The organism is Methylocystis sp., assembly GCF_051061225.1.
Lineage (GTDB): Bacteria > Pseudomonadota > Alphaproteobacteria > Rhizobiales > Beijerinckiaceae > Methylocystis.
This window is the reverse complement of sequence record NZ_JBPFEB010000028.1, coordinates 195,784-212,408: the sequence shown is the minus strand read 5'-3', so window position 1 is coordinate 212,408 and position 16,625 is coordinate 195,784. Positions and strand designations below refer to the sequence as shown.

Below are 16,625 nucleotides of genomic sequence, written 5' to 3'. Positions count from 1 at the left end.
GAAAGGCGTCAGGCGGCCGTGCGCCCCACGATATCGATCAACTTCTGGTAACTCGTGACGACGTCATACTTGACGCGATCCTCCGACACGCGCCGCCCGATCTCATCGAAAAATTTCCGGGCGCAAGCGATCTTGGTGTTTTCGACCTCGCGGAGCTTCATCGAGGACATCGTACCCTTGGTCTCGGCGACGAAGTAGATGTGCTTGACGCTTCCCTCCTTGAAGGAAATCGCCCAATCGGGGTTGTAGTCGCCAACGGGTGTCGGGATCAGGAAGCCGCGCGGCAACTTGGCGTAGACCACCACCTCACTGGCGGTATCCAGCTCGTCGGCAAACTTGCGCTCGATGTCGGAGTCTGTGACCACGTAATCGTACACGTGCCGCTTGAGCTTAGACGAGGCCTTGGAAAAGTCCTGACCGGTCTGGTTCGCGGTGAAGATGTCAACGTCATAGCGCTCGGCTAGCCCGTCATAGGCCAGTCGCTCGATCACCATCGTCGCTTTCTGCTCGGCGATGATCCGCGATTGTTGATTTCCGCTGAGAGTTGACCCGGGATTTTCACTGAGAAGTGACCCTGGTTGATTTATGTTTTCATGCCTGGTCCGTGGTCAAGAGCTTTGCTTTCTCCTTTCTTCCTTTTGTCGTGGCGGCGCTCGCTTTGAACCGGAAGCTATCGTTCCCCGTTTCGACGATATGACAGTGATGGGTCAGGCGATCCAGCAAGGCGGTTGTCATTTTCGGGTCCCCGAAGACGCCTGCCCATTCGCTAAAGCTTAGATTTGTGGTGATAACGACGCTGGCGCGCTCGTAAAGTTTGCTCAGTAAGTGAAAGAGCAAGGCGCCCCCGGATGCGCTGAACGGAAGGTAGCCAAGTTCGTCCAGGATCACGAGGTCGCAGCGAACTAACCGCTCGGCAATCTGCCCGGCTTTTCCCTGCGCCTTTTCCTGCTCAAGCGCGTTGACGAGTTCGACGGTAGCGTAGAAGCGGGCCTTCTTTCGATGATGCTCAACGGCTTGCACGGCCAGGGCCGTCGCGATGTGAGACTTGCCGGTTCCGGGCCCGCCGACCAGCACGACGTTTTCGGCCCGTTCCAGGAACTCGCACCGATGCAATTGGCGCACGAGCGCTTCATTGACTTCGCTGGAGGCAAATTCGAAGCCGGTCAGATCTTTGTAGATCGGAAAGCGGGCGGCCTTGATCTGATAAGCGACCGACCTGACCTCACGCTCAGCAGTTTCCGCTTTGAGCAGTTGGGAGAGAATGGGGATGGCGGCGTCGAACGCCGGCGCTCCTTGCTCCAAGAGGTCGCTGGCGGCCTGGGCCATGCCATACATTTTCAGACTGCGGAGCATGATGATCACCGCGGCGCCGGCGGGGTCATGACGCATGGCGAGTCTCCCGCGTCGTGGCCTCGTCGCGCAGCGCATCATACCGTTCGACGTCGGCGCGCGGCTCTCGAGACAAGTTTAACGCTCGCGGCGTGTCCACGGTTGGCGGCGCAGACGATTTGCCGTCAATCAGCCTGTGCAGCAAGTTCAGGATATGGATCTTTGTCGGCGCCCCATCATTCAAGGCGAGCTCGACAGCGCACAGCACGGCTTGTTCGTCGTGCTGGAGAACCAAAGCCAGGATCTCCACCATCTCCCGGTCGCCGCCAAGATGCTTGAGCAGATGCTGCTGAAGCCGCTTGAAGGCTTCAGGCAGCTCGGCGAAGGGCGCGCCGTTGCGCAACGCGCCAGGCTTCCGCTGGATAACCGCCAGATAATGCCGCCAGTCGTAAACCGTTCGTCCTTGCCGGTTGTGGGATCGATCTATGACCCGCGGATGCTCGCAAACGATTTGCCCCTCTGCGGCGACAACAATGCGGTCTGGGTAAACACGCAGGCTGACGGGCCGATTGGCGAAGGAGGCTGGCACACTGTAGCGGTTGCGCTCTAGATGGACCAGGCAGGTCGGCGACACACGTTTCACGTATTCGACGAAGCCGTCGAAGGGAGGCGGCAATGGCATGAGAGACGCTGTTTCGCGTTCCCATACATCGGCGACCGTTCCAGGCAGACTTCCATGAGGAATCTCCCGCCATAATTCCTTGCAGCGCCGCTCCAACCAATCATTCAGGGTGTCGAGGGTGAGAAAGCGCGGCGCTAGTTGCCAAAGTCGGTGGCGCGCGTCCTGAACGTTCTTTTCGACTTGGCCCTTCTCCCAACCAGACGCCGGATTGCAGAACTCGACGTCGAAAAGGTAGTGGCTGGCCATAGCCGAAAAGCGTGCGTTGACCCGCCGTTCCTTTCCGAGCCCGACCCGATCGACCGCCGTGCGCATGTTGTCATAGATCCCGCGCTTCGGAACGCCGCCCAAAACCCGGAACGCATGGTAGTGGGCGTCGAACAACATCTCATGGGTTTGCAGAAGATACGCGCGGAGAAAAAACGCTCGGCTGTGCGACAGCTTAAAGTGCGCCACTTGCAGCTTGACCCGCTCGCCGCCGACGATCGCCCAGTCTTCGCTCCAATCGAACTGGAACGCCTCTCCCGATTGGAAGGCCAAGGGCACAAACGTCCCACGCCCGCTGGTCTGTTGTTCGAGCTGCCGATCGACCTTCCAGGCGCGCGCAAAGGCCGCGACGCGGCCATAGGAGCCCTCATAGCCGAGGGCGACCAAATCTGCATGTAATTGTTTAACCGTGCGCTTCTGCTTGCGCGGCTTGCTTGCTTCCGTCTTCAGCCAACGCGCCAATTGGTCAGCAAATGCATCCAATTTGCTGGGTCGGTCCGGAACCTTGAACTTCGGCTCTACAGCTCCCGATCGCAAATACTTACGGATCGTGTTCCGCGACAGTCCAGTCCGCCGCGCAATTTCCCGGATCGAAAGCTGCTCCCGTAACGCCCAGCGCCGGATAACGCTCAATAACGCCATGTCTATCACTCCGTCGACCCCCGCTGAAAACAGCCAGGGCGGGTTCAGAACATGGGTCAATTCTCAGCGGAAATTTCCCGCTCTCCCGGGTCAACTCTCAGCGGAAATCAACACGAGGGCGGCGAAAAGACAGAACAGCCATCTCCGAAGAAAATTCGGGATGCGCGACAAAAGGGTCAGGTCGCCAAAAGCCAGGAAGTGGTGACGACCTTCACGCTTCTTTCGCTCATCGGCTATCTCTGGGTCGCGTGGCGTCCGCTCCAGGAGCAGATCATCGACCTGTTCGATCTCGTTTCGGTGCTGCCCCCCGGCCAGTTCGACAAGACGGTTTTCATCACTCTGCATGCCGTGTCGCAACGGGTCGTGTCGATCCTGATCCCCATTCTCGCCCTGGCGATCGTCACGGCGCTGGCCGCGAATTACGCGCAGATCGGCGTGGTTTTCGCGCTCGAAAACCTCGTGCCGAAACTGGAGCGCGTGAATCCCGGAGAGGGTTTCAAGCGCATCTTTTCGATGAAGCAACTCATTGAAATACTCAAATCGCTGCTCAAGATCATTTTTCTCTCGGTCCTGCTTTACATCGTCCTGCGCGATTCGATTGGACCCTTCGCCTACACGCTGGAATGCGGCCTGGCGTGCCTCGGCTCCGTTACGGCGCAGGTCCTGGTCAAACTGCTGATCTACTCAGCGCTCGCCTTCATCATCGTGGCTGTCGCCGATCTTTTTTATCAAAGGCACAGCTATACGAAGAGTCTGATGATGAGCAAGGACGAGGTGAAACGCGAGTACAAGGAAAGCGAAGGCGATCCCCATATCAAGGGCAAACGCAAGCAACTCGCGCATGAGCTGGTCATGAGCGACGCGGGAGGCGCGACGCGCAAATCCACCGCGGTGGTTGTCAATCCGACGCATCTGGCCGTGGCGTTTCGCTACAAGGAAGGAGAAACGCCGCTGCCCATCGTGGTCGCCAAGGGCCGGGAGCGGCACGCCCATTTTCTACGCACACAGGCCGAGGAAGCGGGCGTTCCGGTGTTCCGCAATGTGCGCCTCGCACAGGCGCTCTACGCGGAAGCGGACGTCAATCAATATGTTCCCGACGAGCTCTTCGAAGCGATCGCCGAAGTGCTCGCCTGGGTGAAGAAAAACGAGCATCTGCTCTACAGGGGCCGCCTGCGCCACGGCGTCATCGACATGGATATGGGCGATCACCGGAACGAGCCCGAGGGCGGACCCTTGGGGCCGGATGCTATTTGATTCCGACGACCATATAGTCGGGACCGACCAGATGCTCGACGCGGGTCTCGCTGAATCCCGCCTCCCGCATCCAGCCCTGGCAGTCCGCCCCCGTATAGTCGAAGCCGCCCGCCGTTTCGATCAGCATGTTGAGGCTCATCAGCAGGCCGAACGCATTCTCTCTCCGATCGTCGTCGATCAGCGCCTCGTAGACGATCAGCGCCCCGCCCGCCGGCAGAGCCTCGTGCGCTTTCTTCAGTAGGGTTCTTTTCTGGTCGAGATCCCAGTCGTGGAGAATGTGGCCCATGATGAGCACATCCGCCCGCGGCAGGGCGTCGGCGAAGAAATCTCCCGGATAAAAACGCAGACGACCGGCGAGCTCGTTGGCGGCGACAAACTCCTCGAAGACGGGACCCACCTGCGGAAGGTCGAAACCGCCGCCCTGGAGATGCGAATGGGCGCCGGCGATGGTGACCGGAACCATCCCCTGAGCGGCGCCGATGTCGATGAAGGTCTTGTAGTCGCGCCACGGGAACTTGCCGGCGATCGCATTGGCCGCGCCGGCGCTCACGCCGCTCATCGCGGCGAGGAAGCCCCGCAGACGGTGGGGATCAGCGTAAAGCGCGGCGAAGAGGTCGCCTTCCTCCTTGTTTTCACTCTGCCGCTGGCCAGTCTTCAGCGCCTCGGTGAGGTGGCCCCAGCTTTCGTAGAGCCGGTTGTTCGCCATTTCCAGCAGGCCGCCGACATAGCCCGGCCGGGCGCGGACGAGGAAGAAATCCGTCTCGGGCCGATTGCTGTAGAGGCCCTCGTTGCGGTCGATGAGCTGCAGCGCCACCAGCGCATCGAGAAAATCGCGCGCGGAACGCTCATGCAGGCCAAGCCGCGCGCGCAAGGTCGCGATGTCGGCGGGGCCGTCGGCCAGCGCGTCGAAGACGCCGAGCTCGACGGCGGAGAGCAGCGCCTTGGCGTTCCAGAAGGACATGCCGAGCGCCAGGAGTTTTTCGGGCGAGGGTCTCAGGGTCATGGCGAACTCCGCTTTGCGCGGCTATTTTCGCCGCATGGCAGACCGATACGACAGTTTCGCCGCGCTTGCGGCGCGTGAGATCGAAGGCGTGCATTACCGCATCCGCATCGCCGAGCGGCCCTCGCCGATCGCCGTGGTCGCGCCGCATGGCGGCTGTATCGAGCCCGGCACGTCGGAAGCGACCCTTGCGATCGCGGATGACACTTTTTCGTTCTATTGCTTCGAGAGCCTGACCTTGCGGGCCAAAGGCGATGGACTGCACATTACTTCCACGCGCTTCGACGAGCCGCAAGCGTTGCGGCTGGCGCAAAATTCGGAAATCCTCATCGGCGTTCATGGACGCAAGAACGGCGAAGACGCAGCGTCAGTCTGGGTGGGAGGCCTGCATGAGCCGCTTCGCGACGCCATCAGCGCGGCGCTTCGCGACAGCGGCTTCCGCGCCAGATCCGTGGGCGACGGCCATCCGCTCGCGGGCCGCGACCCGGCGAATATCTGCAACAGGGGGCGACGCGGCGCGGGCGTGCAACTGGAGCTGCCGCGCGCGCTGCGGATCAGCTTCGCGCATGAACGCGGCCGACGCGAAAGATTCGCGGCGGCGGTGCGGCGGGCGCTTCTTCACATGAAAAGCTGAGCGCCGCCTGAAGCTCAGCCTTTTCTCTTTCTCCCCGCATAGGGGTTGTCGCCCGCCTTCTTCGAAATGCGGATCGGCACGCCGGGCAGACTGAACGCCTTGCGCAGTCCATTGATCAGGAAGCGCTCATAGCTCGCCGGCAGCTCCTCGAGCTGGTTGCCGAACAGCACGAAATACGGCGGGCGCGACTTCGCCTGCGTCATGTAGCGAATCTTGATGCGGCGGCCGGAGACGGCGGGGGGCGGCGTCTCCTCCACCGTCTGCAACAGCCAGCGGTTGAGACGCGCCGTGGCGATACGGCGGTTCCAGACTTCGTGGGTCGCGACGATCGCCTCCATGAGCTTGTCGAGGCCCTGCCCCGTCGCGCCGGAGACCGGAACGACCGGACAGCCGCGCACCTGGGGCAGCAGGCGTTCGGCGTCCTCGCGCAGCTTGGTAAGCGTTGCGCCCTTGTCCTCGATCAGATCCCATTTGCCGAGCCCGATGGCGAAGGCGCGGCCCTCGCGCGCGGCGAGATCGGCGATGGTAAGATCCTGTTTCTCGAAGGGGATCGTCGAGTCGATGAGCAGCACGACGACTTCCGAGAAGCGCACGGCGCGCAGCGCATCGGCGGCCGACAGCTTCTCCAGCTTGTCGACGACCCTCGCGCGCTTGCGCAGGCCGGCCGTGTCGAAGAGTTTCATCTTGCGGTCGCGCCAGCGGAAATCGACCCCGATCGAGTCGCGCGTGATGCCCGCCTCCGGCCCCGTCAACAAGCGCTCTTCGCCGAGAATGCGGTTGATGAGGGTGGATTTGCCGGCGTTGGGGCGGCCGACGACGGCGATCCGCAGCGGCTTGGTCACATCGAGGTCGCTGCCATCTTCCTCGTCGTCATACAGGTTTTCTTCCTGCTGCTCCTCTTCCTCGGCGGGCTCGGCGGTCTGCTCGGGGAGCGCCTCGCGCAGCGCCTCGTAGAGCGCGCCGATCCCCTCGCCATGTTCGGCCGAGAACGGCACCGGATCGCCAAGGCCCAGCGAGAAGGCCTCGAAGGCCCCCGCCTCGCCCGCCTTCCCTTCCGCCTTGTTGGCCACGAGGATCACCGGCTTGCCGGCGCGCCGCACGAGGTCGGCGAAATATTTGTCCTCCGGCGTCACGCCGACGCGGGCGTCGATCACGAAAAGGATGCCGTCGGCCGCCGTGATGGCGCTTTCGGTCTGCGCGCGCATGCGCCCTTCCAGCGTGGCGCGCGCGCCCTCCTCCAGCCCCGCCGTGTCGATGATGGTGAAGCGCAGATCCGCGAGCTTCGCCTCGCCCTCGCGGCGGTCGCGGGTCACGCCCGGCCGGTCGTCGACCAGCGCGAGCTTCTTCCCCGTCAGCCGGTTGAAGAGCGTGGATTTCCCAACGTTGGGGCGGCCGATGATGGCGAGCGAGAAGGACATGGCGAAATTTCTACAGGGCGACAGGCGCCCTCTCCTAACGCAAAACCCTCTCCCGGCGGGAGAGGGTCGTGAAGTCGCGAACTTTCTTCCTTTCCCCGTTGACCGGGGAGAGAAACCGGATCACTTGGCGGGCGACGCCTCGAGCGGCGCCGTTCCGGCGGGCATGGCGCCGCCGGACTCGGGCTCGATGACCGGCGTGACGTTGATCTTGCCGCCGTCCGCGCCGCCGCCGCTTGCGGCGGCCGGGGCCGGCTTCGGGCCGCGCTTGGCGTGCAGCAGGCCCTTGTAGGCCGAGGCGCGCTGGCGCATGGACTGGGGCGCGTCGCTGTTGTTGAGAACCTGCTCGAACACGCGCTCGGCTTCGTCGAAATCGTCGTTGAACAGGGCGTCGAGGCCGTTCCACTCCTGCGCGGAGAAGCGGAACGCGCCATTGGACACCATGAGCGGCCCGAGCGCGCGCTCGAGCTTCTGGCGGTCATCGCCGTCCAGAACGATCAGCGCGGCGCGAAGCTGGGCGATTTCCTGCGTCAGCTTGTCGACGCTGGGGTCCTCGCCGATGGCGTTGAGCTCGGCCAGCGCCTGGGTCTTGTCCGGCCGGACCTCGGCGGCGCGGATGCGGGCGAGCGCGGCGTAGCCCTTGGGCGCGTCCTTGGCGATCGCGTCGAAGGCGGCGGCGGCTTCGGCGTTCTTGCCCTCATCGGCCAGTTGCACGGCCGCGACATAGCGGGCGTTGGCGGCTTCCGCGGCCTTCAGGCGCTTGTCCTGGTAATAGCTCCAGGCGCCCGTCGCGGCGACGATCAGAAAGGCGACGACGAAAATCGGCGTCTGATAGCGGCGCCATAGATCGGCTGCCTTGTCCCGACGGACGTCTTCGTCGACCTCGTGGAAAATATCCGACATTTCTCCGCGACCCTTAGGTTTCCAGCCCGGTTTTTCTTGTCCCCGCAGCGGGGAGGTCATCCGGTTAGCACAGGCGGGCGGGAAAGGCGAGTATCGCGCGCCGGGCCGGGCATTGCCCGCTGGCCCGGCCCAAGGCTATGGTCGGCCATGCTTTATTACGCCGTCAAAGTCCTCGTCTCCGCGCTGGTCATCGTGGCCGTTTCGGAAATCGCCAAGCGTTCCACGGCCTTCGCGGCCTTCGTGGCCTCACTGCCGCTGACCTCGCTGCTGGCCTTCGTCTGGCTGCGGATCGACGGCGAGGAGCCGGGGAAGATCGCCGCGCTGTCCGGCCAGATTTTCTGGCTCATCATCCCCTCGCTCGCGCTGTTTCCCATGCTTCCGCTGCTGATCCGACACGGCCTCGGCTTCTGGACGAGCCTCGGCCTCTCGGTGGGGACGACGGCGGGCGCCTATCTGCTCATGCTGCCGCTCTTGCGCCGGATGGGCGTCGGGCTGTGACGCGAGCCGGGCATATTCGGCGTCAATCGCGGCCTGGAGCTCCCGCCACACCGGATTGATCGCAACGTCCGGCCCCCAATTGTAGAGCGCCTTGGCGACCTCGGAGATGGTCTCGTTGATGGGCTCGCTGCCGCCCTCGGCGATCTCGTCGGAAAACAGGCGGGGCGGCCCCGCGCCCGCCCAGGCGTCCCAATGCTCGTTGGAATAAGGGGAAACGCCCCGCTGCGCCGCCAGCAGCTCCGGCGTGAAGCGCGCGAAGCGGCGGCGCAGCGGGCCATCGGGCGGCTCCGAGCGCCAGGCGGCGGAAACGACGAAATAGCGCAGATGTTGCAGCTCATGGGCGAGGCAGCAGGCGACCCGCGCGTCGCTCATCGCTGGATCGTAATAGATCGTCACGCGTCCGTCCGGCGTCGCTTCGCCCTCGGAGCTGAAACGCTGGCCGAGAAAATCAAAGGTTTTGCGCTCCGGGCTGAGCGCGACCACCTCCGGCGCGTGCCCGAACTCACGCGCCAGCGCACGCAGTTTCTCGCTCTTGCGGAGAAATTCGGGAGACTGCGTCACATCCGCCCGCGCCGGCCAATGCGTGTCGTCCGGATCGTGAGTGATGCGCCAATCCCACTCCGCATGGGCGTCCGCGACATGCTCCCACCAGCGGCGCCCGTCCGCCTGCACGGGGGACAGATCATTCACCTTCACGCATGACAGCACGCCGGGATGAGCGCGCAGCCCCGCCATGACCGCCTCGACCATGCGGCGCCCGAGACCCCGCTCGACCGAGTTGATCTGCTCGAACACCAGCGCCGGCGGCTCATATTTCGCCGCGAGCAGCAGAGCGACGCCGGAAGCCTCCCGGTCGTCGGGCGTGCTGACGAGTTTTCGCGAGGTCGACGCCCTGATCTCGACGAAGCCTGGCCCATAGCTCTGTTGGCCGACGAAGAGGCCGAGCCCGCGCAGATTGGAGCAGACCTCCTGCGCCAGCTCGGCCAGCGCGGGCGGCATGTCCGCGCGTCGCCGGCGCCCGCGCCGCAGAAAGTCCCAAAAGCCCATCGCATCGCCCCCTGCCCTTGTGCTTAGCGCAGTCGGACGGCGTCGTCAGCGATGATAAACGACCGTGATCCGCGCCTCGGACAGAAGGCGCCTGCGCGCGGCGGCTTCCACCTCGTCGCATCCGGGATGCGTGCGAATGGGCAACTCCTTACAGCCGAGCGCGAGCAGGCTGAAGCGATAGCGGCGCAGCCCGGCCCCGTGCGGCGGACATGGGCCATTATAGCCAAGCTCGCCGAAGTCATTGACAGCGTGCCGGAAATCTTCAAACCGGCCCGTCCGCCCGGCGCCTTCGTTGAGCCCGGCGTGGTGGGGCGGGATGTCGTAACAGGCCCAATGGTGAAAGACGCCTCCGGGCGCGTCCAGGTCGTCGACGAGGAGGACGAAGCTCCTTGTCTCCGTGGGCGCCCCCGTCCAGGTCAGTGGCGGCGACAGATCCTCTCCGTCGCAGGTGAAGCGGCGCGGGATGGCGTCGCCCGTCGAAAACGCCTCCGAGATCAGTTTCATCGCCCCCTCCTTCCTCGTTGGCCGGGGATAGCGCGGCGACTTAGCGCCGGACTGGAGCGGATATCTGCGCGCCCTATCTTCGCGCCCGCACAGGGAGCGCGTCCATGGCGAGCGGCCATATCCATGTCGGCGTCGGCGGATGGAGCTTCGCGCCCTGGCGTGGCGTCTTTTACCCGAACGACCTCCCGCACGCCCGCGAGCTCGACTATGCAAGCCGCCATCTGACCTCGATCGAGATCAATGCGACATTCTATCGAACGCAGACCCCGGACATCTTCTCGAAATGGCGCGAGGCGACGCCGTCGGGCTTCGTTTTCAGCGTCAAGGCGCCTCGTTACGCAGTCACGCGCCCCAGGCTGAGCGACGCGATCCAATCGATCCAGCGCTTCTTCGACAGCGGTGTGCTCGCGCTCGAAGAGAAACTCGGCCCGGTTCTGTGGCAATTCCCCGCGACCCGCGCCTATGACCCGGATTTCGTGAAAGGCTTTCTGTCAGCTCTGCCGAGCGCCTCCGGCGGACGCACGATCCGCCACGCGATCGAAGCGCGCCATGACAGCTTTGCGAGCCCCGGCTTCGTCGCGCTCGCGCGTGCGCATCAGGCCGCGATTGTGATCGCCGGCGACTCGGACTTTCCCCTCATCGCGGACATCACCGCGCCCTTTGTCTATGCGCGGTTGATGGGCACGCAGGCGCGGCGGCGTCAGGGATACGATTGCGCGCGTCTCGACCTTTGGGCGGAGCGCGCAAGGCGATGGGCGCGGGGCGCGGACGCCGAGGATTTGCCGCATCTCGCCGCCCACGCGCCGAAGACCCGCGCGCGAGACGTGTTTCTCTATGTGATCCGCGGCGCCAAGGTCAGAAATCCGGCCGCGGCGGCCGCCTTGATCGAACGTCTGCGCGCAATTCAGAAATGAACCGGCAAAAAATGCAGGAAATGCTTCTTCAACCAGTTGATCAGCGCAAGCAGGCTGACGACCGCAAAGACGAGGACCATCATCAGATAGACCCGAACCAGCATGTCGAAGAGAAAGCGCGCGACGGAAATGATCGCACGCTCCACCGCGTCCGCCAGATCGCTGTAGTCATGTCCCCGGTTGGCGAAGAAGCCGATGCTGAGCAGGATGCAGAGGCTACCGGCCAGCAGCAGCCCGGGCGTGAAATCCTCATGGATGCCGTCGCCCCAGTCGAGCAGGAAGAGCCCGAGAAGAAAAGCGAAGACGGACAGCGCCGCGAAGGCCCGCCGCCGCAGGAAGCCGAACAGCCATTGCCGCATGCCGGGAACGGGCGGCGGTTCTGCTTCAACCGGCGCGGAGCGGCGGCGCGTTTCGACCGGCGCCGCCGTCGGCTTGACCGTGAGCGCATTATAGGCGTCCGTCACCAACTGGAAGCGCGCGCTGTCGCCTCCCTCGACATCAGGATGGTATTTCTTTGCGAGCTTGCGATAGGCGGCGTTGATTTCTCGCCGGCTCGCGTCGTCCCGGATCCCAAGGATGTCGTGGTGGGTCTGCATTGATCGCGCCTCGAAGCTGTAATGCCGAGAGACCTCCGACGCGAGGCCAGCCCGCTGCTCGTCCCGCATATCCAGAAGCGGTTAATTATTTTCGCAGATTCGCCGGCGCCAGGCGATCAGGCGGCGATCGAGAGAACGAAATCCACAGACAGCCAGGCGATCGTCACGAGCCAGAAGGCGAGAAACCGCCATCCGTTGGTCGTCCAGAAAAGAAAGGCGAGATAGGGGCTCATGAGGAGGGCGAGCGCAAAATTGTACCCCAGCAGGTCGTCAATGAGATTGAGCAGGGCGTCCACGGCGGAGGACTTGAACGCCAGAAAAGCCCAGGCGAGGAACAATCCGCCGATGAACCAGGAGCTCGACAAGAAGGCGTAGAAGTCGAGGCCCATGGAGGCGAAGCTGATCTTCATGCCGTAGTAGTTCACCGCCAGCGCGGCGGCCGCGATCAGAAGATTGGCCATCGGCCTGAAAAACGCCCAGATGAGCAAGCGGCGATCCAATTGAGGCTCTCGAGTCGGTTGGAGAAGGCCATCGCACCCCCCGCCCCGGTCCGATGACATCGCGCGGACCTTCCCGGTTTTGGCGCGCCAAAGCAACAGGAAAACGCGTCCGCGCTCAACCGCTCTCCCCGGGCGTCACTCGATCTTAGGATCGGGATCCTTTGTATTTTCGCGGCCCTCCTGCAGGATCATACGGCCGGTCGAAGCGGCGCGCCGGAAGGCGCAAGCGCTTTGATATTCGGGGTCGTCATACCACGCCATGGCGCTGGCCCGGTCCGGGAACTCCAGGATCACAAGACGCTCCGTGAACGCCGGCCCCTCCACCGTGGCGACCGCGTCGCCGCGCGTGAGAAACCGGCCGCCGTGGCGCGCCACGGTCGCGGGGGTCCGCGCCGTGTATTGCAGATAGGTTTCGGGATCGTGGACGGTCATCGTGCAAATGAAATAGGCGGGCATGAGCATCTCCGGATCAGGGCCGCGAACCTTTGCGCCTTGTAGACGAGCCTGATCGCTCCTGAAATGCAGGGTGTCAAACAGTCGGCCCGACCTTGACCGGGAGCGCTGGATTTGAACTGCCCCATTGAGAACACAAAGCGGGTGTTCAAAGCGTTACAGCAAGCAGGCAGGCGGGCGTGTCAAAGCGCCGGAGCCGATTGGTTGGTAACCGCGGAGCGTCAGGCGATGTCGAAAGCCAAGGACAAAATCGCGTCTCAGGCCCGCAACGCCCCGCCCATCGCCGATCACATCGAACAGCAGCTCCAGGCCGCATATTCGGAAATCCTCCAGGAACCCATTCCCGCCCGATTTCTTGGCGTTCTCGACATGCTGGAATCCGGCGCGAAAGAGTCAAAGAGCGTGAAGCGCGCTTCCGTTGTGAAAGACGCGTCGCAGGCCAAATATTAGAAACAGCCGCTTATCCGTTCTTCTTCCTATGACATTGATTATGCACGGCAGGGCTTGATTTCAGACGCCCGCGACTCCTGCCAAGAGCTGTTTCCCAACATCTTCGCGCGTTCGAATTTGCGACTGGCAGGCGCCGACGCCTCCAATTGCAAACCACGCGCTCACGACCATTTTACAATAAGTTTCCGGGCGTTCCCTGTCCATGACCGGGAAGGACGTCCGCGTTCAGAACAAGCGGCCGGTGACATTGAAGCGCATCGCTTTGTAAACGAGCGCTGTTCACGGGAAACTTCGCATTACACCATCCTGTGAAATTGAAGTAATGTGACGCGAATCACCGCTTCTGCGGCCCTTCAGAGAGGAAAATGATGTTGCGGCGCTTTCTTTTCGCGGCGACGGGCGTGATCTGTTGCGTTTCCCTTGCGGCGGCGGAGGAACCATTGTCGCTGAAGTGTGCGCCACAGGCCCAGAGCGGCAGTGACGAGCCAAACGCCGTGCGTCGCATCGACATCAAGGTTGGCGGCGGGCGTTTTTCAGTTGTTCATGTGGCGGAGGATGGCTCCCGCGTGGATCGCGCTTCCCAATATTCGATGCGCGACAGATCGACGCCCAACCAGCCGGCATGGGAGGGGCCGAACAAGCGGCGCGCCTATCTCAACATGGTTGGCAAGATCGTGCCCAAAGCCAATCATTCCTACGAATATGTGGAACAGCTGTTCGACGCCCGGGAGCGCGGCGCGAAAGTCTACGAGACGCGCGCAAGATGCGTTGTGGAAGGCGAGCCCGCGCCCGCCCCGGCGACAGCCGCCGTCAAGACGCCAAACGATCCGGCGCCGGGCTGTCAGGCAATCGCGGAGCCGAAGGAACGGCTTGCCTGTTACGATAAGGCCTATCCCCCGGCGCAAGCGGCTGTTGTCGAACAGCCTCAAAAGGCCGACTCTCAGGATGCGGCCAAGCGCGGCGGCGATGCTCTCAGTGACGCCGACCTCGACGCGATGCGCTCGACCTATGAGAAAAACCCGGCGCGTTTCCTGCGCGATTATGCCGGCCGAAAGTTTCAGGCGCCGCTACAGGTCGAGAAGATTGCCAGATCGCAAACCCAGAAGAATCGTTTCGAAGTGAGTTTGGAGCGTGGAATCGTCTGTGGAACCGACGACCAGCAGGTGATCTCATTTCTCACGAACATCAATAAGGGCGACAAGGTCCGTGCGAGCGGAGTGATCGAGGATCTCAGCAACGGCAATGTTGAACTGACCGAGTGTCAACTGACCTCCGTCAATTAGGAGACGCAACACGGCCCCGATGGGGCCATCTGCACCCTACGACGAACGTTGCAGCAGGCTTTCCAGACGATTGCCGGCGGCCTGGTGTCTCAGGATCTGGCGCGCCTTTTCGGCCACCATCCGCGCGGCCTCCTCGGGCGGCGCTCCCTGCTCGTAAATGTTGGAGAGAACCGAATATTCATATCGCACCGGGGCGTTTCCCCCTCGTGGCGCGCTCTGCGCGCTCTCCGATGGCTCGGTGACGCGATAGGCAAGATAGGCGGACATGCTGCGGGAGGCCATGCCATCGCCTCCGGGGCGCTCTCCAATGAGCGAAATGACGAGCTTCGGCTGCAAGGCGTCGCCGATCGCCTCCGCCAGCTTCACCCGCCCATTGCGCGCGAGCAGCGGCGTTCCGACGGAAATTCCCGCCTCGTCCAGCGATGCGAGAAGGATGGGCAGAAGCCGCGGGATATTGTGATGCACGGCCTCGGCGCTCAGCCCGTCGGAGACGATGATCTGGATATCTTCGCTCTCGGGTTTCAGGGAAAGACGCGCTTCGGGATCGAGCGTGGCGCCGAGTTCGGGATTGCCGAGATGCGCAAGCTTTCCTGTCGCGCAGGTCTTCACCGAGCGGAATGTCGCCTCCACCAACTTCGCCTCGGATAATTCCGAATGGATCGCCTGCCGCGCCAGCGCGATGTTGGCTCTGGCGTCGCGCGCGACGGCGTTGGAAGGTCTGGGACCGGCGTTCTCGAAGCCATAGGCGGCCGGCAGCCTGGCGCGCAGCGCCTCGAACTCTCCGTCGTTCCGGCAGAAAATCCTGGGGTTTCCCCAATTTGATCCGCGCTCCAGCATTCCGCTCGCGCTGCGCTGGAAGACGCCAACGCCGAGCGCCCAGTCCGTGAATTCCGGAGCCGGTTCGCGCATGAAGATTTCCCGCAACGTCTGATCGTCATGCGCCGACGTATCGAAATAGGCGAGCATGCGGTCGATGCCGAGATAAACATCCATGAAATAATTGGCGCCCGCCGCCGTCAGCAAGGTCGTCGCGATCTGCTGACCTTCCGTCGTGATCTGCGAATGCAGCGTGTAGCAGGGGGCCATCCCCATCGGCAGGCCGAGGAGCTTGCCCATGAAGTGATCCTGCAAATTGGACAGGATCATCTCCATGTCGGTCAGATGAGTCTCGGGGCCGATGAATCCCGTGACGTTATTCACCATGAAAGGGTCGTAACGGCGCGCCAGTCCGTAGCAGAGCGCCTCGGCTGTCGCCATGTCGATGCCATCATGCTTGCCGTAGCTGACCTCGCTCCCCTGCCCTGTTTCGAAATACATGAACTGGCGCGCGTGCGAACCGAGAGCGCCACGCGCCGCCATCGCCACGTAACCGGCGTCGAGCAGCTCGACGGAGCAATCGAATTCCTCCGTCAGCGTTCGCTCCGTGCCTGCGAGACTCTGAAACAGGATTTCCACCGGCGCCCCGCTTTCGAGGCAGGCGAGCTGCGTGCGCATGTGTGAGAGCACGCAGATTTGCGTCGGCGCGCCGGTCTCCCGCCTGAGCCTGTCGATATGGCGCAGCAGCGTGCTCGTGTTTTCAACCGTGTCGATCGCGGGATTGACGCCGATCAGCGCGTCTCCGGCGCCAAGCGCGAGACCCGTGTATACCAGCAGGGTCATCGCGGAGAGATCGTCTGTCGGATGATTGGGCTGCAGGCGCGACGACAGCGTGTTGGGCAATCCGACGGTCGTTCGCGCGCGCGCCGATGTCTGAAGCTTCCTGCTGGCGTAAATGAGTTCCTGCACGTCCATGATCTTGGCGATCGCCGCCGCCATCACGCCGGTCAGGCCGCGTCCGAAGCGCTGGACGTCTTCCGCCGGGCTCGACAGGATGAAATTCTTCGCGTCCCCGACCGTGAGGCTGGCGTATCGGCTGAACACGTCGGCGTCCAGGTCGTAATTCACGCGCATGACGTCGTCGACGCGGCCATTGTCGTCGACGAGGGGGCAGTCGTAGATGCGGCGCAACGTCAGGGCCGAAAGGATGCGGCGCGCCGCTTCCCGTTCCAACTCACTTGCGGCGGCGAGCCCCGCCAGCCGATCGCCTGCTTTTTCATAGTCCGCGGCGCCGAGCAGCTTTTTCAGGCTCCGGAAGGCGAACCTCTGCCCGAAGAGGGAGGTTTCAAACCCCGTCTCGGGCGTGGGCGCGGGTACCGTCACCTCGGATAATGGTCTCAGACTGCCCATGCCCCATCCCCCGCTCGGCTCGTCAGAAGCT

17 protein-coding genes are annotated in these 16,625 nt (G+C 63.3%); 6 read left to right on the top strand and 11 right to left on the bottom strand.

Annotation, left to right across the window (positions count from 1 at the left end; translation table 11 throughout):
* Positions 1-8 precede the first annotated feature (8 nt).
* The 3 genes from ACR652_RS06725 to istA form a co-directional block, all read right to left on the bottom strand.
* Positions 9-494, bottom strand: coding sequence for a hypothetical protein (locus ACR652_RS06725; RefSeq protein ID WP_434505747.1), 486 nt, complete (start codon positions 492-494; stop codon positions 9-11).
* 97 nt (positions 495-591) lie between these two features.
* Complete coding sequence (gene istB, locus ACR652_RS06720) at positions 592-1,389, bottom strand: IS21-like element helper ATPase IstB (protein ID WP_434505746.1); 798 nt, start codon at positions 1,387-1,389, stop codon at positions 592-594.
* A complete protein-coding gene (istA, locus tag ACR652_RS06715; protein WP_434505759.1) occupies positions 1,379-2,917 on the bottom strand; it encodes an IS21 family transposase in 1,539 nt (512 codons plus the stop codon). Before istA ends, istB begins: the two co-directional genes overlap by 11 nt.
* A gap of 51 nt (positions 2,918-2,968) precedes the next feature.
* On the opposite strand from istA, the gene sctU reads away from it, so the two are divergent.
* Positions 2,969-4,171, top strand: coding sequence for a type III secretion system export apparatus subunit SctU (sctU, locus tag ACR652_RS06710; RefSeq protein ID WP_434505745.1), 1,203 nt, complete (start codon positions 2,969-2,971; stop codon positions 4,169-4,171).
* Here sctU and ACR652_RS06705 read toward each other — a convergent pair.
* Positions 4,164-5,174 (bottom strand): methyltransferase, encoded by a 1,011-nt coding sequence (locus ACR652_RS06705; RefSeq protein WP_434505744.1) that lies wholly within the window; start codon positions 5,172-5,174, stop codon positions 4,164-4,166. The two genes, sctU and ACR652_RS06705, sit on opposite strands and share 8 nt — an antisense overlap.
* Between ACR652_RS06705 and ACR652_RS06700 the strand changes: the two genes are divergently transcribed.
* A complete protein-coding gene (locus tag ACR652_RS06700; protein ID WP_434505743.1) occupies positions 5,173-5,805 on the top strand; it encodes a poly-gamma-glutamate hydrolase family protein in 633 nt (210 codons plus the stop codon). The genes ACR652_RS06705 and ACR652_RS06700 overlap by 2 nt on opposite strands.
* 14 nt (positions 5,806-5,819) lie before the next feature.
* Here the strand turns inward: ACR652_RS06700 and der are convergent, their stop codons facing one another.
* Entirely contained in the window at positions 5,820-7,223 is a 1,404-nt protein-coding gene (gene der / locus ACR652_RS06695; RefSeq protein ID WP_434505742.1) for a ribosome biogenesis GTPase Der, read from the bottom strand.
* Between the two features lie 120 nt (positions 7,224-7,343).
* Positions 7,344-8,123: a tetratricopeptide repeat protein gene (locus ACR652_RS06690; protein ID WP_434505741.1), complete on the bottom strand. Its 780-nt coding sequence runs from the start codon at positions 8,121-8,123 to the stop codon at positions 7,344-7,346.
* A gap of 147 nt (positions 8,124-8,270) precedes the next feature.
* Between ACR652_RS06690 and ACR652_RS06685 the strand changes: the two genes are divergently transcribed.
* Positions 8,271-8,621 carry a DUF3147 family protein gene (locus ACR652_RS06685; RefSeq protein ID WP_434505758.1) on the top strand — a complete coding sequence of 117 codons (351 nt, stop codon included), beginning with the start codon at positions 8,271-8,273 and terminating at the stop codon, positions 8,619-8,621.
* A 1,092-nt stretch (positions 8,622-9,713) separates the two neighbouring features.
* On the opposite strand, the gene ACR652_RS06680 is transcribed toward ACR652_RS06685, so the two are convergent.
* Positions 9,714-10,172: a YbhB/YbcL family Raf kinase inhibitor-like protein gene (locus ACR652_RS06680; protein WP_434505740.1), complete on the bottom strand. Its 459-nt coding sequence runs from the start codon at positions 10,170-10,172 to the stop codon at positions 9,714-9,716.
* 104 nt (positions 10,173-10,276) lie between these two features.
* Here ACR652_RS06680 and ACR652_RS06675 point away from each other — a divergent pair, with 104 nt between their 5' ends.
* Positions 10,277-11,086, top strand: coding sequence for a DUF72 domain-containing protein (locus tag ACR652_RS06675; RefSeq protein WP_434505739.1), 810 nt, complete (start codon positions 10,277-10,279; stop codon positions 11,084-11,086).
* Here ACR652_RS06675 and ACR652_RS06670 read toward each other — a convergent pair.
* From ACR652_RS06670 to ACR652_RS06660, 3 genes are all read right to left on the bottom strand, one after another.
* Entirely contained in the window at positions 11,077-11,682 is a 606-nt protein-coding gene (locus ACR652_RS06670) for a J domain-containing protein (RefSeq protein WP_434505738.1), read from the bottom strand. The two genes, ACR652_RS06675 and ACR652_RS06670, sit on opposite strands and share 10 nt — an antisense overlap.
* A 116-nt stretch (positions 11,683-11,798) precedes the next feature.
* Entirely contained in the window at positions 11,799-12,182 is a 384-nt protein-coding gene (locus ACR652_RS06665; RefSeq protein WP_434505737.1) for a hypothetical protein, read from the bottom strand.
* A 135-nt stretch (positions 12,183-12,317) separates the two neighbouring features.
* On the bottom strand, positions 12,318-12,638 hold the full coding sequence (locus tag ACR652_RS06660; protein ID WP_434505736.1) for a DUF1330 domain-containing protein: 321 nt from the start codon (positions 12,636-12,638) through the stop codon (positions 12,318-12,320).
* Between the two features lie 225 nt (positions 12,639-12,863).
* Here ACR652_RS06660 and ACR652_RS06655 point away from each other — a divergent pair, with 225 nt between their 5' ends.
* Together ACR652_RS06655 and ACR652_RS06650 are read left to right on the top strand one after the other, a co-directional pair.
* On the top strand, positions 12,864-13,085 hold the full coding sequence (locus tag ACR652_RS06655; protein WP_434505735.1) for a NepR family anti-sigma factor: 222 nt from the start codon (positions 12,864-12,866) through the stop codon (positions 13,083-13,085).
* A gap of 365 nt (positions 13,086-13,450) precedes the next feature.
* Complete coding sequence (locus ACR652_RS06650; RefSeq protein WP_434505734.1) at positions 13,451-14,368, top strand: hypothetical protein; 918 nt, start codon at positions 13,451-13,453, stop codon at positions 14,366-14,368.
* Positions 14,369-14,404: 36 nt separating this feature from the next.
* Here ACR652_RS06650 and eutB read toward each other — a convergent pair whose 3' ends face one another.
* Entirely contained in the window at positions 14,405-16,594 is a 2,190-nt protein-coding gene (gene eutB, locus ACR652_RS06645) for an ethanolamine ammonia-lyase subunit EutB (RefSeq protein WP_434505733.1), read from the bottom strand.
* Positions 16,595-16,625: the final 31 nt, after the last annotated feature.